The sequence below is a fragment of the Devosia sp. Z6_126 genome, from assembly GCF_058133495.1.
In genome coordinates, this window is the sequence record NZ_JBYUNO010000002.1 from 777236 (window position 1) to 797442 (window position 20207).

The 20207-nt window shown below is 64.4% G+C and carries 15 protein-coding genes; 4 read left to right on the plus strand and 11 right to left on the minus strand.

Features of this window, described 5'->3' with window-relative positions; all coding sequences use genetic code 11:
* Position 1 precedes the first annotated feature (1 nt).
* Positions 2–2272, minus strand: a complete 2271-nt coding sequence (locus AC3YOG_RS10900; RefSeq protein WP_489935072.1) for an NADP-dependent malic enzyme — start codon at positions 2270–2272, stop codon at positions 2–4.
* Between the two features lie 340 nt (positions 2273–2612).
* On the opposite strand from AC3YOG_RS10900, the gene AC3YOG_RS10905 reads away from it, so the two are divergent.
* On the plus strand, positions 2613–3953 hold the full coding sequence (locus tag AC3YOG_RS10905; RefSeq protein WP_489935073.1) for an FAD/NAD(P)-binding protein: 1341 nt from the start codon (positions 2613–2615) through the stop codon (positions 3951–3953).
* Positions 3954–3969: 16 nt separating this feature from the next.
* Here AC3YOG_RS10905 and AC3YOG_RS10910 read toward each other — a convergent pair whose 3' ends face one another.
* On the minus strand, positions 3970–4986 hold the full coding sequence (locus tag AC3YOG_RS10910) for an ABC transporter permease (RefSeq protein ID WP_127752476.1): 1017 nt from the start codon (positions 4984–4986) through the stop codon (positions 3970–3972).
* Between the two features lie 12 nt (positions 4987–4998).
* On the minus strand, positions 4999–5730 hold the full coding sequence (locus AC3YOG_RS10915) for an ATP-binding cassette domain-containing protein (RefSeq protein ID WP_172122859.1): 732 nt from the start codon (positions 5728–5730) through the stop codon (positions 4999–5001).
* Between the two features lie 291 nt (positions 5731–6021).
* Here AC3YOG_RS10915 and AC3YOG_RS10920 point away from each other — a divergent pair, with 291 nt between their 5' ends.
* Complete coding sequence (locus tag AC3YOG_RS10920; RefSeq protein WP_127752474.1) at positions 6022–7008, plus strand: substrate-binding domain-containing protein; 987 nt, start codon at positions 6022–6024, stop codon at positions 7006–7008.
* Between the two features lie 135 nt (positions 7009–7143).
* The gene (locus AC3YOG_RS10925) at positions 7144–8175 is read left to right on the plus strand and encodes a hydroxyacid dehydrogenase (protein ID WP_489935074.1); all 1032 of its coding nucleotides are present in this window, start codon (positions 7144–7146) and stop codon (positions 8173–8175) included.
* Positions 8176–8179: 4 nt separating this feature from the next.
* Here the strand turns inward: AC3YOG_RS10925 and scpA are convergent, their stop codons facing one another.
* The 7 genes from scpA to AC3YOG_RS10960 form a co-directional block, all read right to left on the minus strand.
* Complete coding sequence (scpA, locus tag AC3YOG_RS10930) at positions 8180–10315, minus strand: methylmalonyl-CoA mutase (protein WP_489935075.1); 2136 nt, start codon at positions 10313–10315, stop codon at positions 8180–8182.
* A gap of 234 nt (positions 10316–10549) precedes the next feature.
* Entirely contained in the window at positions 10550–12568 is a 2019-nt protein-coding gene (locus tag AC3YOG_RS10935) for an acetyl-CoA carboxylase biotin carboxylase subunit (RefSeq protein WP_489935076.1), read from the minus strand.
* Complete coding sequence (locus AC3YOG_RS10940) at positions 12565–12999, minus strand: endonuclease domain-containing protein (protein ID WP_489935077.1); 435 nt, start codon at positions 12997–12999, stop codon at positions 12565–12567. Before AC3YOG_RS10940 ends, AC3YOG_RS10935 begins: the two co-directional genes overlap by 4 nt.
* A 59-nt stretch (positions 13000–13058) precedes the next feature.
* Positions 13059–14591 carry an acyl-CoA carboxylase subunit beta gene (locus tag AC3YOG_RS10945; RefSeq protein WP_489935078.1) on the minus strand — a complete coding sequence of 511 codons (1533 nt, stop codon included), beginning with the start codon at positions 14589–14591 and terminating at the stop codon, positions 13059–13061.
* A 3-nt stretch (positions 14592–14594) separates the two neighbouring features.
* Positions 14595–15923, minus strand: a complete 1329-nt coding sequence (gene hisD, locus AC3YOG_RS10950) for a histidinol dehydrogenase (RefSeq protein ID WP_489935079.1) — start codon at positions 15921–15923, stop codon at positions 14595–14597.
* A 44-nt stretch (positions 15924–15967) separates the two neighbouring features.
* Positions 15968–16921, minus strand: coding sequence for an NAD(P)-dependent oxidoreductase (locus AC3YOG_RS10955; protein ID WP_489935080.1), 954 nt, complete (start codon positions 16919–16921; stop codon positions 15968–15970).
* A 3-nt stretch (positions 16922–16924) separates the two neighbouring features.
* Positions 16925–17914, minus strand: coding sequence for an oxidoreductase (locus AC3YOG_RS10960; RefSeq protein WP_489935081.1), 990 nt, complete (start codon positions 17912–17914; stop codon positions 16925–16927).
* Between the two features lie 431 nt (positions 17915–18345).
* Here AC3YOG_RS10960 and AC3YOG_RS10965 point away from each other — a divergent pair, with 431 nt between their 5' ends.
* The gene (locus AC3YOG_RS10965) at positions 18346–18903 is read left to right on the plus strand and encodes a hypothetical protein (RefSeq protein ID WP_489890373.1); all 558 of its coding nucleotides are present in this window, start codon (positions 18346–18348) and stop codon (positions 18901–18903) included.
* Between the two features lie 67 nt (positions 18904–18970).
* On the opposite strand, the gene AC3YOG_RS10970 is transcribed toward AC3YOG_RS10965, so the two are convergent.
* Positions 18971–20074, minus strand: coding sequence for a M24 family metallopeptidase (locus tag AC3YOG_RS10970; protein ID WP_489935082.1), 1104 nt, complete (start codon positions 20072–20074; stop codon positions 18971–18973).
* Between the last annotated feature and the right edge of the window lie 133 nt (positions 20075–20207).

Consider the following 20207-nt stretch of genomic DNA (forward strand, 5'->3'; position numbering starts at 1 on the left):
CCTACCCCACCCCCACTTCGCTGGCCGCGACTGCGGCCATGTTCACGATGCCGCGGCTCGTCACCGAGGGGGCGAGGATGTGGGCGGGTTGGTTGGTGCCCATGAGGATGGGACCGATCGGGAGGGCGTTGTTGAGTTCCTTGAGCAGGGTCATGGAAAGGTTGGCCGCTTCCAGATTGGGGAAGATCAGCAGATTGGCTTCGCCGCGCAGCAGCGAGTTCGGGACATAGCGCTCGCGCAGGTTTTCGTTGATCGCCAGATCCCCCTGCATTTCGCCATCGACCACGAGGTCAGGCGCGACCTCTTGCAGCTTTTCGAACACTTCGCGCATCTTGAGGCTCGTGGCGCCGTCGCGCGAGCCAAAATTGGAATAGCTCAGCAGCGCCGCCCGCGCCTCGATATTGAAGCGCTTGAGGTGGTCGCGCGCCTGCAGCGTGATGGCCACGATCTCGTCGGCGCTGGGATCGATGTTGACATAGGTGTCGGCGAGGAAAAACACGCCGCGGCTCATTACCAGCATGGAAAGCGCCGAAAGCTGGCGCGACTGCGGCGCGAGGCCAATGATCGACTGGATATCACGCGCATGCTTGATGAAGCGCCCCTGCAATCCGCAGATCAGCGCATCGGCTTCGCCGCGCTTGACGGCCAAGGCGCCAATGACGGTGGTGTTGGTGCGCACAATGGTGCGGGCCGTGTCGGGGGTAACGCCCTTGCGGCCCACCAGCGAGTGGAACAGGTCCACATAGTCGCGATAGCGCGGATCGTCCTCGGGGTTGATGACGTCAAAATCGCGCCCGGCCTGCAGCGTCAGGCCGAAGCGGGCGATGCGCTGCTCGATCACCGAAGGGCGGCCGATCAGGATCGCGCGGCCCATCTTGTCTTCCAGCAGCACCTGGGTGGCGCGCAGCACGCGCTCGTCCTCGCCATCGGCAAAGGCGATGCGCTTGAGGCTTTCCTGCGCCCGCTCGATCATGGGCTTCATGACGAGGCCCGAGCGATACACAAAGCGATGCAGCGTATCGCGATAAGCGGCCCAGTCCTCGATGGGGCGCTGGGCGACGCCGGTGTCCATCGCCGCCTTGGCGACAGCGGGGGCGATGCGCAGGATCAAGCGCTGATCGAAGGGATTGGGAATGAGATAGTCCGGCCCAAAGATGGCGGGCACGCCATGGCTGCTCGCCTCGAGACCCGGCTCATGGGCAAGCTGGGCAATGGCTTCGGCCGCGGCTGCCTTCATCGCCTCATTGATGACGGTCGCGCCGCAATCGAGCGCCCCGCGGAACAGGAACGGGAAGCAGAGGACATTGTTGACCTGGTTGGGATAATCCGAACGCCCGGTGCAGATCATCGCGTCCGGCCGCGCTTCGCGGGCGAGTTCGGGCATGATCTCGGGGATGGGGTTGGATAGCGCCAGGATCAGCGGATTGGGCGCCATGTCGCGCATCATTTCGGGCTTGAGCGCGCCGGCCTTGGACAGGCCGACATAGATATCGGCCCCGGCCATGACTTCGCTGAGCTCGGTCTTGTCGGTATCCTGCGCGAAGGCACCGCGCCAGCGATCGACGGAGTTGTCGCGCTTGCGGGTGACGAGGCCCTTGCTGTCGGCGATCCAGATGTTTTCGCGCTTGGCACCAACGGCGATCAGCATGTTCATGCAGGCAATGGCGGCAGCGCCCGCGCCAGAGGTCACGATCTTGGCCTTGGCGATGTCCTTGCCCACAAGGCGCATGGCGTTGATCACGGCGGCGGCCACGATGATGGCGGTACCGTGCTGGTCGTCATGGAACACGGGGATGTTCATGCGCTCGCGCAGCGCTTCCTCGATCTCGAAGCACTCGGGGGCCTTGATGTCCTCGAGATTGATGCCGCCAAAGCTGGGCTCGAGCGGGGCCACGATCTCGATGAAACGCTTGGGGTCCTGCTCGTTGACCTCCAGATCGATGGAATCGATGCCGGCGAACTTCTTGAACAGCACCGCCTTGCCTTCCATCACCGGCTTGGAGGCCAGCGCGCCGATATTGCCTAGGCCCAGCACGGCGGTGCCGTTGGAAATCACGGCAACCAGATTGCCCTTGGAGGTGTATTTGTAGGCGGCTTGCGGGTCGGCAGCGATTTCCTCGCAAGGGATCGCGACCCCAGGGGAATAGGCCAGCGACAGATCACGGGTGTTGGCGAGGGGCTTGGTCGCCACGATCTCGAGCTTGCCGGGCTTGGGATATTCGTGGAAATGCAGCGCGGCGTCGCGCAGGCTCGTGGTGTTGTCGTCGGCCATGGGTGGTTTCCTTTTCGGCAGCAGTTCGGGCGAGCCGTTCCGCCGTTAACATGCACGCGCAGCCAGGGCATGGCAAAACACCTCTGGTGTTGCCGCTGCGCAAGCGCAGCTTCTTGAGACCAGTTGCCGCGCGGCGTGAAAAGCTATGCTTTGGTCGTATGGCCCTGAGGTTTAGAGCTCTTGAGGTTAATGTCAGAAGGCCCCTCGGGAACAGTGAGGTGGCAACGTCGATGCTTCAATGGACGTTCCCCTCGGCAGCATCCCTGCGTGGCTTGTCTGTGCGCGCTTGGGTCGCTAGAGGCTACAGGTCCATAGCCGGGCATAGTTAGGGAGGCTCTCGATGAGCAACAGAGAGCTGGCAGTGACTATCATCGGCGGGGGTGCCAGCGGCGTGTTGCTGGCCGCCCATTTGCTGCGCGATCCGGCCGCCGATATCCGCGTGACCCTTTTGGAGCGCCGGGGACAGGTTGGGCAAGGCGTCGCTTATTCCGCGACCCAGCGCGACCACAAGGTCAATGTGCCGGCCCGCGGCATGAGCGCCTTTGCCGATGATCCCGACCATTTCTGGCGCTGGCTGCAGGCGAGGAACTACCCCACCGAGAGCGGCTCCTGGGTGTTCGTGCCGCGTCGGCTTTATGGCGCCTATCTTGAGGATGTGCTGGCGGAAGCCGCTCGCGCGCGGCCGGGGCGGCTCGTGGTGCAGAGCGAAGAAGTTGTGCGCCTCACCGAAGGGCGCCACGAGGTGGAAACGCTGCTCGCCAATGGGTCGAGCATTACCAGCCGCTTTGCCGTGCTGGCGGTGGGTCACGAAACCCAGCCGGCCCGGGGACGCGGCATTGCCGTGCGCGTCGGTTCGGAGGCCGATACGCCGCTTGATCCAGATGCGCCGGTGATGATCCTGGGCTCGGGTCTTTCCATGGTAGATGCCTGGCTGTCCCTAGCGAAAGCCGAGCATCGCGGCCCAACGCTCGTCGTGTCGCGCAATGGGCTGCTGCCCAAGGGGCACAGCGATATTCCCCCGCTCAGCATCGCGGAGGCCGATGTGCCCTTTGGCGCGTCCCTGCCCGAATTCATGGGCTGGTTCCGGGGCCTTGTGGCGCAGACCGAAGCGAATGGTGGCGACTGGCGCAGCGTCGTTGATGGCCTTCGCCCTTATAACCAGCGCATCTGGCAGAGCTGGTCCGATCACACGCGTCGCCAGGCGCTGCGCCATTTGCGGCCGTGGTGGAACATTCACCGCCACCGGCTGCCACCTGAGCTGCATCAGCGTCTCGAGGAAGCGGTCACCGAGGGTCAGGTGAGCCTCGTCGCGGCCGAGTTTGTCGGCATCGACCGCGCTCCAGAAGGGGTCCGTGCCACCATCCGCCGCCGGGGCACGCAGGAGCGCGAAACGCTCGATATCGCCCGGGTCTATGATTGCGGCGGGGTGAGCGTCGATGTGCTTTCGAGCTCCAATCCGGTGATCCGGGACCTGGTAGCAAGCGGCGCCGCCCGTCCGGATCCGCTCCATATCGGGCTTGATGTCAGCCCCGACTGCTTTGTGGTCAATGCCGAAGGGCAGCCCTCGCGGCACCTGCTGGCGCTCGGTCCGCTGACGCGCGGGCGGTTCTTCGAGATCGAGGCCGTGCCCGATATCCGGGTGCAAGCCGCCGCGATCGCGCGCAAGATCCTCGAGAGTTAGGGGCTTCCCTGCCCCGCTACTCGCTGGTGTCCTTGTCGCGCAGCTTGTTGAAGGCGACGGCGAGCACGATGGCCGAGCCCACAAAGGTGCCCTGCCAGAACGTGCTGATCCCCAGGAGGATCAGGCTGTTGCGGATCACCTCGATCAGTGCCGCGCCCATCACCGCCCCGAGCGCCGAGCCGCTGCCGCCCGAAAGATTGGCGCCCCCGATCACCGCGGCAGCGATCACCGTCAGCTCCATGCCGGTGCCCAGCCCGGTGCTGACGCCGCCGAGCCAGCCCACTTCGAGAAAGCCCGTGAGGCCCGCGGTGAAGGCGGCGAACATATAAACCGAAACCTTGACGGCGCGGACCGGAATGCCGGTGAGAACAGCGGCATGTTCATTGCCGCCGATGGCCAGCACATGGCGGCCCCATTTGGTCCAGCGAAAGGCAAAGCCGGTGACCAGCGCCAGGGCAATCATCACCAGCAGCGGATTGGGCACGGGGAGCCCAAAGAACACCACCGAGCCGCCGCCAATGGCAAACAGCAGCCCCTGGTCGGGCCCGAATTCGTAGATCAGCTTGTTGTTGGACAGCACCATGCCCAGCGAGCGGGCGATCGACATCATGCCCAGCGTCACCACGAAAGGCGGCATGCCCAGAACCGCGACAAAGACCCCGTTGACGAGGCCGATCAGCAGCGCTGCCCCCAAAGCTGCCGGCATGGCGATACCCAATGGCAGCCCGCTGGCCATCAGCGTGCTGGTGACAATGGCGGCGACCAGCACGGTCGAGCCCACCGAAAGATCGATCCCTCCCGTCATGATCACCGCCGTCATGCCCAGCGCGATGATGCCGACAAACGCAAAATTGCGGGTGACGTTAAAGAGGTTCTGCGCCGTGCCAAAAGTCGAGGTGTAGAGCGACAGGAAGAGGCAGGCCCCGAGGGTAGCGACCACCACCCAGAACACTTGCCGGCTAAGCAGCCAGGGCAGGAAACCGCGATGGGTTTGCTGGTCGATCGCGCTCGAAAGGGATGAATCGGCGGCCATCTCTGTTGCTCCCTAGACCTGTTCGATGGCGCCGGTGATGAGGCCGGTGACCTCCTGGGGCGAGGAGTCGGCGACGCGCTTGTCGCCAACCTTACGCCCCCGCCGCAGCACGATCAGCCGGTCGCAAACTTCGAAAATATCGGGGATGCGGTGGCTGATCAGCACTACGGCCATGCCCTGGTCCTTGAGGCGCCGGATGAGGTTGAGCACTTCGGCCACCTGGCGCACGCTGATGGCCGCCGTCGGCTCGTCCATCAGCACGATCTTGGGGTTGGATAGCCGCGTTCGCGCAATCGCCACGGCCTGGCGCTGCCCGCCCGACATACGCCGCACCACATCGCGCGGCCGGGTTTCGGACTTCAGCTCGGCAAACAGCTCCCCTGCCCGCCTGTACATGCCGCGATAATCGAGAATGCCAAAGCCATTGGTGAGCTCGCGGCCCATGAAGATATTGGCGGCCGCGGTCAGATTGTCGGCCAGCGCCAGGTCCTGGTAGACGATCTCGATTCCCTTGGTGCGCGCGTCCTTAGGGCTATGCAGATCGGTCTTTTGCCCATCGATCCGGATTTCGCCGCTGCTCGGGTGGAAGTTACCGGCGATGATCTTGACCAGCGTCGACTTGCCCGCGCCATTGTCGCCCACCAGCCCCACGCATTCCCCTGCATTGAGCGTGAGGGAAACATCACTCAGGGCCTGGATCGCACCATAGTGCTTGGACACGTGGTCCAGCTCCAACACGCTCATGCCATCGCTCCTCGCCCCGGCGGTTTGCCCGCCTCCTTTGCCGGCAAGCTTAGGTTGGCCCAGTCGGGCACGTCAATGCTCCTGCTCGGCTGAGCCAAGCACAACCGCTCGAACTAGCCAGTTGACTTCGCGCTTGCGGGTACTAAGCATTGTATTGTGAGGAGGCTGGCGGCTTTTCAGCCAGTTGAAGACCCCGACTTTATTGAAGCCGACTGAGGAGCGGGCGTGTTGCCCGTGTCTGCTTATTGTTGCGGGCCAACGAGCCCGAGCTGAGAATATGGGAGTGAGACAATGAACACCAAACTGTGGCTGCTGCTCGCCGGCAGCGCCCTCGTCATGGCCTGCAATCCGGTCATGGCGCAGGACAAGAAAGAACTCGCCATCGTCGTCAAGGGCCTCGACAATCCCTATTTCGAGGAGATGCACCAGGGCTGCGAGTTGTGGAACGAGGAAAACCCGGATTCCGAATATATCTGCACCTATACCGGCCCGGCCCTGTCATCGGATGAGGCGGGCGAGGTCCAGATCGTGGACGATCTGCTGACCCGTGGGGTGGCTGCGATGGCGATCTCGCCCTCCAATGCACCCGCCATGGCGAACTTGCTGAAACAGCGTGCCCCCACGATCCCGATCATGACCATCGATGCCGATCTGCTGGAAGCCGATGCATCGCTGCGCAAGGGCTTCATTGGGCACTCCAATTATCTGCTGGGCGAGGAAATCGCCAAGGAGCTGATGGCGCTCAAGCCCGAGGGCGGCACGGTCTGCTTCCAGCTCGGCAATGTGGCGGCGGCCAACATCAATGAGCGCGTCGCCGGCGCGCGCGACACGCTCGCGGGCGCCGAAAACACCGACCGCCTCACCGGCCAGGGTGGCTGGACCGAAGTGGAAGGCTGCCCCGTCTACACCAATGACGACTCGGCGCTGGCCAATACCCAGCTCACCGACGTGCTGACCGCCAATCCCGATATCGACGCCCTCTTCCTCGTTGGCGGCTGGGCCCAGTTCAGCCCGCAGGCCTATACCCAGGTCACCGACCCGATCATGGACAAGCTCCAATCCAAGGAGATCGTGATCGTATCCTCCGACTTGCTCGACACCCAGGTCCAGGCGTTCAAGCAAGGCCGTTCGCACGCCAATGTGGCCCAGCAGCCCTTCGAGATGGGCCACCAAGCCCCTGACCTGATGATCAAGCTGATCGAAGGCGAGCCGGTGGAAGAATTCACCTATCTCGAATTCAACAAGTGCACCCAGGCCGATCCCGGCGCCTGCCAATAGTTCAGCCCAGTGATCGCCGTGGCGGGGCGCTCCCGGAGCGTTCCGCCGCCTGCCTTTCTCTCAACAACCGGCAGACCGGGTGTGACCGTGGCGGCGAGCGCGCCCCGGCACGCCTTTGCCTCGCCATGGTGCCCTATGCCCTCCCACGCCAAACCCCTCATCATCAGCGCGCCCCATCCCCGCAGCATCGATCTCATCTTCACGCCCGAAGCGCGCGCCGCGCTGTTGGCCCGCTATCGGGTGCTCGAGATCGAGCCAACCGCGCTCGATGCCGTCCCCGGAGAAAGTCTCGCCGCGGCGCGTTATATTCTGGGTCAGCCGCCCATCTCCCCGGCGGTTCTCGACCAGCTCACCAATCTGCGCTGCGTCTTTAATGTCGAAAGCAATCTCATCAACAACATGCCCTACGACACGTTGTTCGAGCGGGGCATCCATGTGGTCACCACCGGAGCGGTGTTTGCCGAGCCGGTAGCGGAGCTGGGCCTCGGCCTGGCGCTCGATCTGGCGCGCGGGATCAGCGGCAATGATGCGGCCTTCGGCACCGGCACCGAGCTTTGGGGTGGCGACGGCAACCGGAGCGCCCGGCTGCTGAGCGGCTCGGAGATCGGCATTATCGGCTTTGGCGATCTGGGCCGCACGCTCAACCGGCTCCTCGCCGGCTTTCGCGCCCGGGTTCGCGTGTTCGACCCGTGGCTGCCACCATCGCTGCTCGAAGAGCATGGCGTCGTGCCGGCGACGCTCGACGACGTGCTGACGCAAAGCGACTTCGTGTTCGTCGTCGCTGCCGTAACCTCGGAAAACAAGGCGTTCCTTGGCGCCGAGGCCTTCAACAGCATGCGCCCGGGTGCCGCGTTCATCCTTCTCAGCCGCGCCGACGTGGTGGATTTCGAGGCGCTGATGGAGGCGGTGCGCAGCGGTCATATCCGGGCGGCAACCGATGTCTTCCCCGAAGAGCCGCTGCCCCTCGATCATCCCGCCCGCAGTCTTGAGGGACTGTTGCGCTCGGCGCATCGGGCGGGGGCCCTCGATATCGCCTTCAAGCGCATGGGCGACATGGTGCTCGAGGATATGGCGCTGCTCGATCGCGGCCTGCCGCCGCTGCGCGGCAAGCGGGCGGAGCGCGAAACGGTGTCCCGCATGCGCTCGAGGCCCGTCGACAAGAACTGACCGGTTAGCGGTTGCTGAGCCGGCCCTCGATCTGGTCCAGGAGGGCAAAGGCAGCGGACAGCACATTGGTGCCGGGGCCAAAAATGGCCGCCACGCCAGCATCCAGCAAGAAGGCGTAATCCCCTTCCGGGATCACGCCACCCACGATCACGGTGGTGTCGCCAAGTGCCCGCTCGCGCAGGGCCGCAATCAATTCAGGCACCAGCGTCAGGTGCCCGGCCGCCAGCGACGATACGCCAACGGCATCGACATCGAGCCTGGCGGCATCATCGGCCACCTCCTGCGCCGTCTGGAACAATTGCCCCAGATGCACCGCGAAGCCCAGATCGGCGAAAGCCGAAGCGATGATCTTGGCGCCGCGATCGTGCCCGTCCTGCCCCATCTTGGCCACCAGCAGCGAGGGCGCCCGGCCCCGGCTCGCCTTGAACGCAGAAACGCGCTCGGCGACGGTGCTGTATTCGGGGTCGCCCTCGTAGCTGGCGGCATAGATGCCTGAAATCACCCGGTTGGTGGCGGAGTGGCGGCCAAACACGTCCTCCAGCGCAGCGCTGATTTCCCCGAGGGTCGCGCGGGCGCGCGCCGCGGCAATGGCGGCCTCGAGCAGATTGCCTTCATCCATGGCCGCCATCTCCCGCAGGGCCGCGAGCATGGATTGGCACAGGGCCTCGTCACGGGTGCGGCGCACCTGCTCCAGGGCCGCGACCTGTTCGTCACGAACCTTGGCATTGTCGATCTGGCGGGTGGCGAGCGGCTCTTCGGCATCAAGCCGGAAGCGGTTGACGCCCACGATCACGTCCTCGCCGCGGTCAATGCGGGCCTGGCGCTGCGCGGCCGCCGTTTCGATGGCGAGCTTGGGGCCACCGCTTTGTACGGCCGCGGTCATGCCGTCCATGGCTTCCACTTCCCCGATCAGCGCCTTGGCGCCGACCACGAGTTCGGCCGTCAGCGCCTCGATATAAAACGAGCCGCCCAGCGGGTCGACCACATCGGTGATGCGGGTTTCGTGCTGGAGGATCAGCTGGGTGTTGCGCGCGATCCGGCTGGAAAACTCGGTCGGCAGGGCAATGGCTTCATCAAAGGAATTGGTGTGGAGCGATTGCGTGCCGCCCAGCGTGGCCGCCAGCGCCTCGATCGTGGTGCGGATGATATTGTTGTGCGGGTCCTGCTCGGTCAGCGACACGCCCGACGTCTGGCAATGGGTGCGCAGCATCTTGGAGCGCGGGTCCTTGGCCCCCAGCCCCGTCATGATCTCGCTCCAGAGCTGGCGCGCCGCCCGGAGCTTGGCGATCTCGAGAAAGAAGTTCATGCCGATGCCGAAGAAAAAGCTCAGCCGCCCGGCAAAGGCGTCAATATCGAGCCCGCGCCCCTGCGCCGCCCGCACATATTCGATGCCGTCGGCCAGCGTATAGGCGAGCTCCTGCACCGCCGTCGCCCCGGCCTCGTGCATGTGGTAGCCCGAAATCGAGATCGAGTTGAAGCGCGGCATGTGCCGGGCGGTATAGGCGATGATGTCGCCCACGATCCGCATGGAGGGCTCGGGCGGATAGATATAGGTGTTGCGGACCATGAACTCCTTGAGAATGTCGTTCTGGATGGTCCCTTCGAGTTTTTCCTGCGGCACGCCCTGCTCTTCGGCCGCCACGATAAACATCGCCAGCACCGGGATCACCGCGCCATTCATGGTCATCGACACGCTCATCTGATCGAGCGGAATGCCGTTGAAAAGCGTCTTCATGTCCTCGACGCTGTCGATGGCCACCCCCGCCTTGCCGACATCGCCGATCACGCGAGGATGATCGCTGTCATAGCCGCGATGGGTCGCGAGATCGAACGCCACCGACAGCCCCTTTTGCCCGCGCTCCAGCGCCTGCCGGTAAAACTCGTTGGACTCCCGGGCGGTGGAAAAGCCCGCATATTGTCGGATCGTCCAAGGCCGGTTGGCATACATGGTCGCCCGAATGCCGCGCGTAAACGGCTCGGCGCCCGGCACCTCGTCCATTTGAGGCGCGTCCTCGGCGAAATACACGGGCTTGACCGGCGTGCCGCCATAATCCCGGTTAAGCGCCGCAACAGGCGTGTCGCGCAGTTCCTTTTGGGCCAGGGTAGCCCAGTGGGTGAAGTTAGCTTTGGCGTCAGACATGATTACCCCCAATACGTGCCCACTCCGTCTCCAGGACAGGAAGACGAGGGAGCCGCAGGCGGAGTGCGCGTGATAACCGGATGATGGAGAGGGCCTCCCTCCCCCTTGAGGGGAGGGTCGGGGTGGGGGTCCTTCGGTTCACCACGGAGCGCCCCCCTCCCTCATTCCCTCCCCTCAAGGGGGAGGGAGGCGGCGGCAATTGCGGCAGCGGTGCAGTCCAGACCTGCATGTGCATCACACCGCCTCGAATTCCATGATCACCGCGTCCACTGCCAGCACCGCGCCGGGAGCGGCGTGGATTTTGCTGACCCGGGCGCGCTTTTCGGCCCGAAGCACGTTTTCCATCTTCATCGCCTCGACGATGGCCAGAGTTTGGCCGTCTTCCACCACCTCGCCCTCGGCCACGTCGATGCGCACGACTTGGCCGGGCATGGGGCAGAGCAGATAGCGGCTCATATCGGGCGGCGTCTTGACCGGCATGTATTTGAGCAGGGCCGCGACATGGGGCGGCAGCACCAAAAGCTTGAGGTCGGCCCCCCGATAGCGGATGCGGCAGCCCGATGTGGTCGGCTCGACCTTCAGCACTGCCGTTTCGCCGGTCGGCCACTCGATGGTGGCGAGGCTGTCGCCGGGCTGCCAGGCAAAGCTTGCGGCGGTCAGCGCCGTATCAAAGAGGTTAAGCTCCCAGCTGCCGGCCGGATCGAGCCGGTGCAGCTTGACTGGCACCTGTTCGCCCTCGATCACCACCACCCATTCGCCATAGACTTCCACCGCCCCGCCAATGGGGGAATGGGACACGAGCCCCTTGCGGTCCTCCTCGGTCAGCCGCAGCATGGCCGCCGCTGCCGCCACCTCGATCAGCCGGCCGCGTGGCAATTGCGCACCGGTAAAACCGTCGGGAAATTCCTCGGCAATATAGCCGGTGGTCAGCCGCCCCTCGCGAAAGCGCTCCTGGTCCATGACGGCGGAAAGGAAGGGCAAATTGTTGCCCACCCCTTCGACCTCGAAACTGTCGAGCGCCACCGCCATGGCTTCCACGGCCTGCAGGCGTGTGGGCGCCCAGGTACAGAGCTTGGCGATCATGGGATCGTAGAAGGTCGAGATTTCCCCGCCTTCGAACACGCCCGTATCGTTGCGCACCACCAACTCGTGGGTGTGGCTTTGCGCGGGCGGGCGATAGCGCGTCAGCCGCCCGGTCGAAGGCAGGAAGCTGCGGTAGGGATCTTCGGCATAAAGGCGTGATTCGATGGCCCAGCCATCCCGTCGCACCTCGTCCTGCGTCAGGGGCAGCGCTTCACCATCGGCGACCCGCAGCATCAACTCCACCAGATCCAGACCCGTGATGAGCTCGGTGACGGGATGTTCCACCTGCAGGCGGGTGTTCATCTCGAGAAAATAGAAGTTGCGCTCGGCATCGACGATGAACTCCACCGTGCCCGCGCTCGTATAGCCCACCGCCTTGGCCAGCGCGACCGACTGCTCGCCCATGGCCCGGCGCGTCGCCTCATCGAGAAAGGGCGACGGCGCTTCCTCGATTACCTTCTGGTTGCGCCGCTGAATCGAGCATTCCCGCTCGTTGAGATAAAGCACATTGCCGTGGCTGTCGCCGATCAGCTGGATTTCGATGTGGCGCGGTTCGGTGACGAATTTCTCGATGAAGATGCGATCATCGCCAAAGGACGACGCCGCTTCCGACTTGGAGCGCTCAAAGCCCTCGCGCGCTTCGGCATCGGTCCAGGCAATGCGCATGCCCTTGCCGCCACCGCCCGCCGAAGCCTTGATCATCACGGGGTAGCCGATGGATTGGCTGATCGACACCGCCTCCTCGGCATCCTCGATCAGCCCCATATGCCCGGGCACGGTTGACACCCCTGCCTCGGCTGCGAGCTTCTTGGACGTGATCTTGTCACCCATCGCCTCGATCGCGCGGACTGGCGGGCCGACAAAGATGATGCCTGCGGCCTCGAGGGCCTCGGCAAAGCGCGGATTTTCCGACAAGAACCCATAGCCAGGATGCACCGCCTGCGCGCCCGTCTGCTGGCAGGCCGCGATGATCTTGTCGATCTGGAGATAAGAGTCCCGCGCCGGCGACGGCCCGATATGCACGGCCTCATCGGCCATCTGCACATGTAGGGCATCACGGTCCGCATCGGAATAAACCGCAACCGTCGCTATCCCCATGCGCTTGGCTGTTTTGATGACGCGGCAAGCAATCTCGCCCCGATTGGCGATGAGGAGTTTGGTGATGGTCATTGCTGGTCCTCATCAGAAGTCATGTGGGAGCTGTCCAGTGCACCGGCGCGGCTCCCTCCCCCACGCGGGGAGGGCTGGGGTGGGGGGCTGGATGGCAAGGTTTCGAGAAAAGAACTCAGGACCTGGAACACACCATCGGGATTGCTGGTCACCTCATCGTTGGTAAACCGCAGAACCGTAAAACCCCGGCCCCGTAGATAGTCATCGCGCACCGCGTCCTTTGCCTGCGCCCGGTCGGATCCATGGGTGTCGCCATCGATCTCCACGACCAAACCGGCTTTGAGGCAGGCGAAGTCAACATAGTAGCTGCCCAGCAATTGCTGGCGTCGAAATGGCCAGCCGGCCTGCCGCAGCGACCAGGTCAGTTGCCAAAAATCCTGCTCGGCATAAGTGGCGTTGCGCCGGAGCTTCCTTGCGAGATGCTTGGCCATCCATCCCCCCACCCCGTCCCTCCCCGCGAGGGGGAGGGAGCCGCGCCGGTGTTCCCCCCTCACAGCGGAATATTCCCATGCTTTTTCCGCGGCGCATGGCTTTGCTTGTGCCTCAATGTCGAAAACGCCCGGATCACCCGCCGCCGGGTGCCGTGGGGCATGATGACGTCGTCGATGAAGCCGCGTTCGGCGGCGACGAACGGGTTGGCGAAGCGCGCTTCGTAGTCCGCCGTGCGCTGGGCGATCTTGTTCTTGTCCCCCAGCTCCGAGCGATAAAGGATTTCCGTGGCGCCCTTGGCGCCCATCACCGCTATTTCCGCCGAGGGCCAGGCATAGTTCACATCGGCCTTGATGTGCTTGCTCGCCATCACGTCATAGGCCCCGCCATAGGCCTTGCGGGTGATGACGGTGACCAGCGGCACCGTGGCTTCGGCATAGGCGAAAAGGAGCTTGGCGCCATGCTTGATGATGCCGCCATATTCCTGCGCCACGCCCGGCAAGAAGCCGGGCACATCGACAAAGGTCAGCACGGGGATTTCAAAGCAGTCGCAAAAGCGGATGAACCGGGCGGCCTTCTTGCTGGCCGAAATATCGAGGCACCCCGCGAGCACCAGCGGCTGGTTGGCCACCACCCCCACCGGATGGCCATCGAGCCGGATAAAGCCGCAGAGGATATTGCCGGCGTGATCCTTGCCGATCTCGAGGAAATCGCCCTCATCGGCAACCTTCTCGATCACTTCGCGCATGTCATAGGGCTGGTTGGCGCTGTCTGGAATGATCGTATCGAGCGAAGGATCATCGCGGTTGAGCGGATCCTGGGTCGGGCGGCGCGGCGGCTTCTGCCCGGCCGCGAGCGGCAGAAAGCGGAAGAGGCGTCGCACTTCGAGCAGGGTTTCGATGTCGTTCTCGAAGGCCGCATCGGCCACCGAGGAAATCCTGGTATGGGTGGAAGCGCCGCCCAGTTCCTCTTGGGTCACGCTTTCATTGGTGACGGTCTTGACCACGTCGGGGCCGGTCACGAACATATAGCTGGTGTCCTTGACCATATAGATGAAGTCGGTCATCGCCGGGGAATAGACCGCTCCGCCCGCGCAGGGCCCCATGATCACCGAGATCTGGGGAATGGCGCCCGAAGCCTGCACATTGCGCCAGAACACATCGGCATAACCGCCCAGCGAAGCCACGCCTTCCTGGATGCGGGCGCCGCCGCTGTCGTTGAGCCCGATTACCGGCGCGCCATTCTGCATCGCCAGATCCATGATCTTGCAGATCTTTTCGGCATGGGTTTCCGACAGGGAGCCGCCAAAGACGGTGAAATCCTGGGAAAACACATAAACGAGGCGCCCCTCGATCGTGCCCCAGCCCGTCACCACACCATCGCCGGGGATCACCGTTTCACCGATGCCGAATTCGGTCGCGCGATGGGTGACGAACATGTCGTATTCTTCGAAACTGCCGGGATCGAGCAGCACATCGAGCCGTTCGCGCGCCGTCAGCTTGCCCTTGCCGTGCTGGGTGTCGATGCGCTTTTGCCCGCCTCCCAGTCTGGCTCCGGCCCGCTTGTGTTCAAGTTCGGCAATAACGGCTTTCATGGCTTACTCGGCTGCTTGAGTGCGCGGCGCTGCGGCAGTGCCGTAGGGCAGATTGCGGCCACCATAGCGCCTCACGCGCAGATTGGCTTGCTCGGCGTGACCCACAAAACCTTCCAGCATGGACAAGCGCGAGCCATATTCGCCGATGGCTGCCGAGGCCTCGTCCGTGGTGACCTCCTGCCAGGTGCAGGTCTTGAGGAACTTGCCCACCCATAGCCCTCCGGTGTAGCGCGCCGCCTTCTGGGTCGGCAGGGTGTGGTTGGTGCCGATCACCTTGTCGCCATAGGCGACATTGGTGCGCGGGCCCAGGAACAAGGCGCCATAATTGCTCATATGGTCGCGGAACCAGAGGTCACGATCGGTCATCACCTGAACGTGCTCGGAGGCGATGCGGTCGGCCTCGGCCAACATCTCCTCGTAGCTATCGCAAACGATTACCTCGCCGAAATCCTCCCAGGCCTGCCGGGCCACCGGGCCGGTGGGCAGGATGCCCAGCAGGCGCTCGATCTCGCGCATCGTCTCGTGGGCAAGTGCCAGCGAATTGGTCAACAGGATCGCCGGCGAGGTCGGACCATGCTCGGCCTGGCCCAAGAGGTCAGTGGCGCAGATTTCGCCATCCACCGTGTCGTCGGCGATGACCAGGGTTTCGGTCGGTCCGGCAAACAGATCGATCCCCACGCGGCCATAAAGCTGGCGCTTGGCTTCAGCGACAAAGGCATTGCCGGGGCCGACCAGCATGTCGACGGGATCGATGCTTTGCGTGCCGATGGCCATGGCGCCGATCGCCTGGATGCCGCCCAGCACATAGATTTCGTCGGCACCGGCCATGTGCTGGGCGGCAACGATCGCCGGGGCGGGCTTGCCGTTGAAGGGCGGCGCACAGGTGATGACGCGCGCGCAGCCTGCCACCTTGGCCGTTATCACCGACATATGCGCGGAAGCCAGCAGCGGATATTTGCCGCCCGGCACATAGCAGCCCACCGCGTTGATGGGCACATGCCGATGCCCCAGCGTCACGCCCGGCAGGGTTTCCACTTCGAGATCTTGCAGGGTCGCGCGCTGCTTTTGGGCGAAGTTGCGCACCTGGGTTTGAGCAAATTCGATGTCGTGCAGGTCCTGCGGCGTCAGCTGGGCGAGGCAGGCGTCGATCTCGGCCGGGGTCAGGCGGAAATCGGGCCGATCCCAGTTGTCGAAGCGCGCCGACAGTTCCCGCACGGCAGCATCGCCGCGCTGTTCAATATCGGCCAGGATGGTTTCGACCGTGCTGCGCACCTGCCGATCGGCGGCGGCGCGCTCCTCGAGGTTTTTTCCGCGCTTGAGCCATTGGGGCATGGTGCATCCTTGTGGAGGGAGAAAGGGAATAAGCGGGCTGGCGCTCAGTAGCGCTCGGACGGGTCGACCAGACCTTCGAGCTCCTGCCCGCGCATGAACCGCTCCAGATTGGCGATGAAGAACGCCGTGGTGCGGCGATTACTCTCGGGCGAGCTGCCCGAAATGTGCGGAGACAGGCGCACCCGGGGATGGGTGTAGAGCCAGTGGCCTTCCGGTGGCGGCTCGGGATCGGTGACATCGAGGGTGGCGCAGGCCAGCGGCCCATCGAGCGCGGCGCGCAGCGCCTCGGTGTCGATCACCGCGCCCCGGCCGATATTGATGAGATGGGCGCCGGACTTGAGCGCGGCAAAGGCGTCTGCATCGAGCATGCCGCGGGTTTGCGGCGTCAGCGGCGCGCAAAGGGCAATATGGTCAGCGCGGCCAAGGAGATCTGGAAGCGAAACGATCTCGACACCGTCCATGCCGCTGGGGCCGGGCGAGCGGCGGGTCGCCAGCACCGTCATGCCAAAAGGCAGCGCACGCTCGGCAACGGCCCGGCCGATCTCGCCAAAGCCGATGATCCCGAGCGTGCTGCCATGCAACTCGCCGAGCTGGTGGTGCCGCCAGACACTGCGCGCATCGGTCCAGATCTCGGGAGTGCGCTTGGCGACGCTCAGCATGGCGGCCAGCACATATTCCGAGATCGGCACAGCCGAAGTGCCCCGGCTCACCGTCACCTTTGGCACGGCAAACACCCAGGCCGGGTATTTGTCGATGCCGGTGGAGCGCAGATGCACCCAGCGCAAATTGAACGGCCAGCCGGCGGGCTCAGGCATGTCGGGATGGAGGCCTACCGCGGCGCTGTCCTGGCTGACCAGCAGCACGTCAGCCCTAGGCGGCACCTGCCAAGCGGTGTGCGGCGTCGGCTCGAGGGCGTCAAAGCGCACGCCTTGGGGCAGTTCGGCGGCCACCGAAACGGCCAGCCGCTCGCCGTATTGGTGGGCGATAACCAGGGTCATCGATCAGCGGTTCCGCACCAGAACGCGGCCCTTGACCTGGCCGGCGAGGATCCGCCCGGCCGCATCGGGCAGCCCGTCAAGCCCGATCTCCTCGACCATGGCCCCATACGCGGCCAGATCCAGCGTTTGGGCGATGCGGGACCAGGCCGCGATGCGCGCCTCATAGGGCTGCATGACGCTGTCGATGCCCAGCAACGAGACTGCACGCAGGATGAAGGGCAGCACATTGGTGTTGAGCTCGATGCCGGCCGCATTGCCGATCGCGGCAACCGCGCCACCATATTTGACCTGCTTGAGCAGCTTGCCGAGGATGGGGCCGCCGACATTGTCGATGGCCGCTGCCCAACGCGCCGATTCCAGCGGTTTGTCGGGCTGGGCGAGGAATTCGTCGCGCGCCAGGATGCTGGCAGCGCCCAGCGCCTTGAGGCTGTCGCCATGCTCGGGCCGGCCCGACAGCGCCACGGCGGTGTAGCCCAACTTACCCAGCAGCGACAGCGCCACGGTCCCCACGCCACCGGCCGCGCCGGTGACCAGAACTTCGCCGGCGTCCGGCTTTAGCCCCGCCGCTTCCAGCCGGTTGATGGCGAGCATGGCGGTGAGCCCGGCCGTGCCCACGATCATGGCGTCGCGCGTCGTCAGTCCTTTGGGTAGCGGCACCAGCCAATCGGCATTGACGCGGGCGCGCTGGGCATAGCCGCCCCAATGGGCTTCGCCCACGCGCCAGCCGGTCAGCACCACGGGGTCGCCCGCCTTGTAGCGGCTGTCTTCGCTGTCGCGCACGGTACCGGCAAAATCGATACCCGCGACATGGGGATAGTTGCGCACCAGCCCCCCTGCCCCGGTCAGGCACAGCCCGTCCTTGTAGTTGAGCCCGGCCCAATCGACATCCACAGTGACATTGCCTTGGGGCAAGCGATCGTCGGTGAGCGTCTGGAGCGCCGAGGAAACCTTCCCATCAGCGCTGCGGTCAGTGACGAGGGCCTGAAAACTCATGAAAACATCCTTGTTGTTCGGTGCGCATCGTCAAGGAATTTCGGCCTGAGCTCCTGCGCCAGACAGGATAGGTCAGGATTGCTGCAGACAACGACTATAGCCTTGCGTCAGCAGCAGGCCAGCGGGGCGGCGTATTTTATTGTCCACTCACCATCGGGCATTAGACCGGTGGCTCCAAGGCCGTAACACCCGCCTCCATTGGTCGGCAGCGGCCTGTGCCGTGGCGGCCGCATCAACCCTGCCGGGGTGTGTAACGGTATGGCAACGGGACGCCAGGCAAAGACCTTGGCAGCATGCCGGTGGGGGTAATTTGCCTTGGTTTTGACCGAACCATCTGAGATGCTGGGTGAGCCAGGCTTGCAGTAAGGAGTTTTCGTTTGGGACGCGTGATCAGCTTTGCGGTTTGCAGCTTGCTTGTGGGGGCTTTGGCGATGCCGGCTCTTGCCCAGGAAGTGGAGGTTCCCGCTCTCGACAAGAACGGCAATGTGTTCCTGTTCGGTGGCGTTTATTCCAGCGAATCGGTCGGCGAAACCTTCAACTTCATCGCCACCGATTATCAGGACGCCTATATGCTGGGCGCCGGCTATCAGCACTTCTTCCTTGGGCAGGAAAACGGCTTCCGCCTCGGACTCGAGGGCGGCGCGGCCGTGCGCAAGGGCCCCGATTTTGCCGGCGAAGTGTGGGCAGGCGTCGTGGCGCGCTCGGACGGGTTCATCAACACCGACAAGATCAAGATCTCGGCCAGCATCACCGGCGGGCTGTCCCTGATCACCAATCCGCTCGATGTCGAAGTGGTGCGCGAGCTAAAGCGCGATGGCGACAGCACGTTCCTGTTCTACATGGCCCCGGAGCTCAGCATCTCCACCCACGACAATCCGGATATGGAATTTTTCTGGCGCCTGCAGCACCGCTCGGGCGGCTGGAATACGCTTGGGCATATGGGCGAAGGCGCCAATGCCAATACGTTAGGCGTGCGCTGGTCCTTCTAGGCGCGCCGTCAGTGCCGACCAAATGGGGAGAGCGCCCGGCGCCCTCCCCTTTTCTTTGCCCCTTCGCTCAGGCGCCGCCGGCAATCGCCGTGCGCGGCAGATCCGACAAGATCTCCGCCACGCCATTGCGGATGATGACGATCTCTTCGAGCCGCAGCCCGAACCGGCCCTGCAGATAGATTCCGGGCTCGATGGAAAACACCATCCCCTTTTCCAGCACCGTGTCGGAGGTTGCGGTGATGTAGGGCGTTTCGTGGATGTCGATCCCCAGCCCATGCCCAGTGCGGTGCAGGAAATTGGGGCCGTAGCCAGCCGCGGTGATCACATCGCGGGCCGCCTTGTCGACCTCCCGCGCCAGGACGCCCGGCGTGGCCGCGGCAATCGCCGCCTCCACCGCCCGGTCGAGCACGGCATGGATCTCGTCAAACCCGTCGGGCGCCGTCCCGAGGTAACCCACTCGCGTCATGTCTGAGGGATAGCCGCCGATGCGGGCGCCGGTATCGATCAGCACCGCATCGCCCGCCTTGAACTGGGTGTCGCCGGTGTGGTGATGAGGGAAAGCGCCATTGGGGCCAAAGCAGATGCTGGTGAATTCGCGCGCCGCGCCATGGTCCTTGTAGAACTGCCCGATCACATCGGCCACTTCGCGCTCGGTGATCCCGGGCCGCAGCGCGGCAAAGCCCGCGAGCATGGCGGCGTCGTTGAGCACGGCGCTGGCTTTGAGCGCGGCATATTCCGCCTCGTCCTTGCGCGAGCGCAGATAGCTTACCGTATCGCCGGTGAAGCGGCGCTGGGCGCCCGGCAGCGCATCGAGCACCAGCAGCGCGAAATCGGCGCGCATGGTTTCATCGAGCACGACCGAAGCGCCGCTGCGCGGCACGCCCGTCGCCGCCAGCAGCTGCTGCAGTGCAGCGTCGGGGCCTTCCGCATCGGCCCAAGGGAAGAACGGCAGCTCGGTATGCTGGCGGGCGCTGTCGACATTGAGAGCCGGCATCAGAAAGCCAGCAAAGCTCTGGCTGACCATCAGCAGCACCGGGCGCTCGTCGCCATGGGGCGACAGATCGGCCAGATACAGCATGTGGCTGGAGGGGCCGATCACCACAAGATCGGTGCCGGTCGCAGCCATCCGCTCGCGCAGCCTGGCCATACGGGTGGAAAGAACGGGATTCATCGAGGGCGATACTCGTTTGCGGGAGAAACCTGGCTCCAAAAGGAGCGCGATGGGAATGGCTACTACACCGCTGCGCGCGTGGCCACCACCCGTCACGTCCTGGCTAGCGGCCGCGCTGGTCACCTCATCGCCA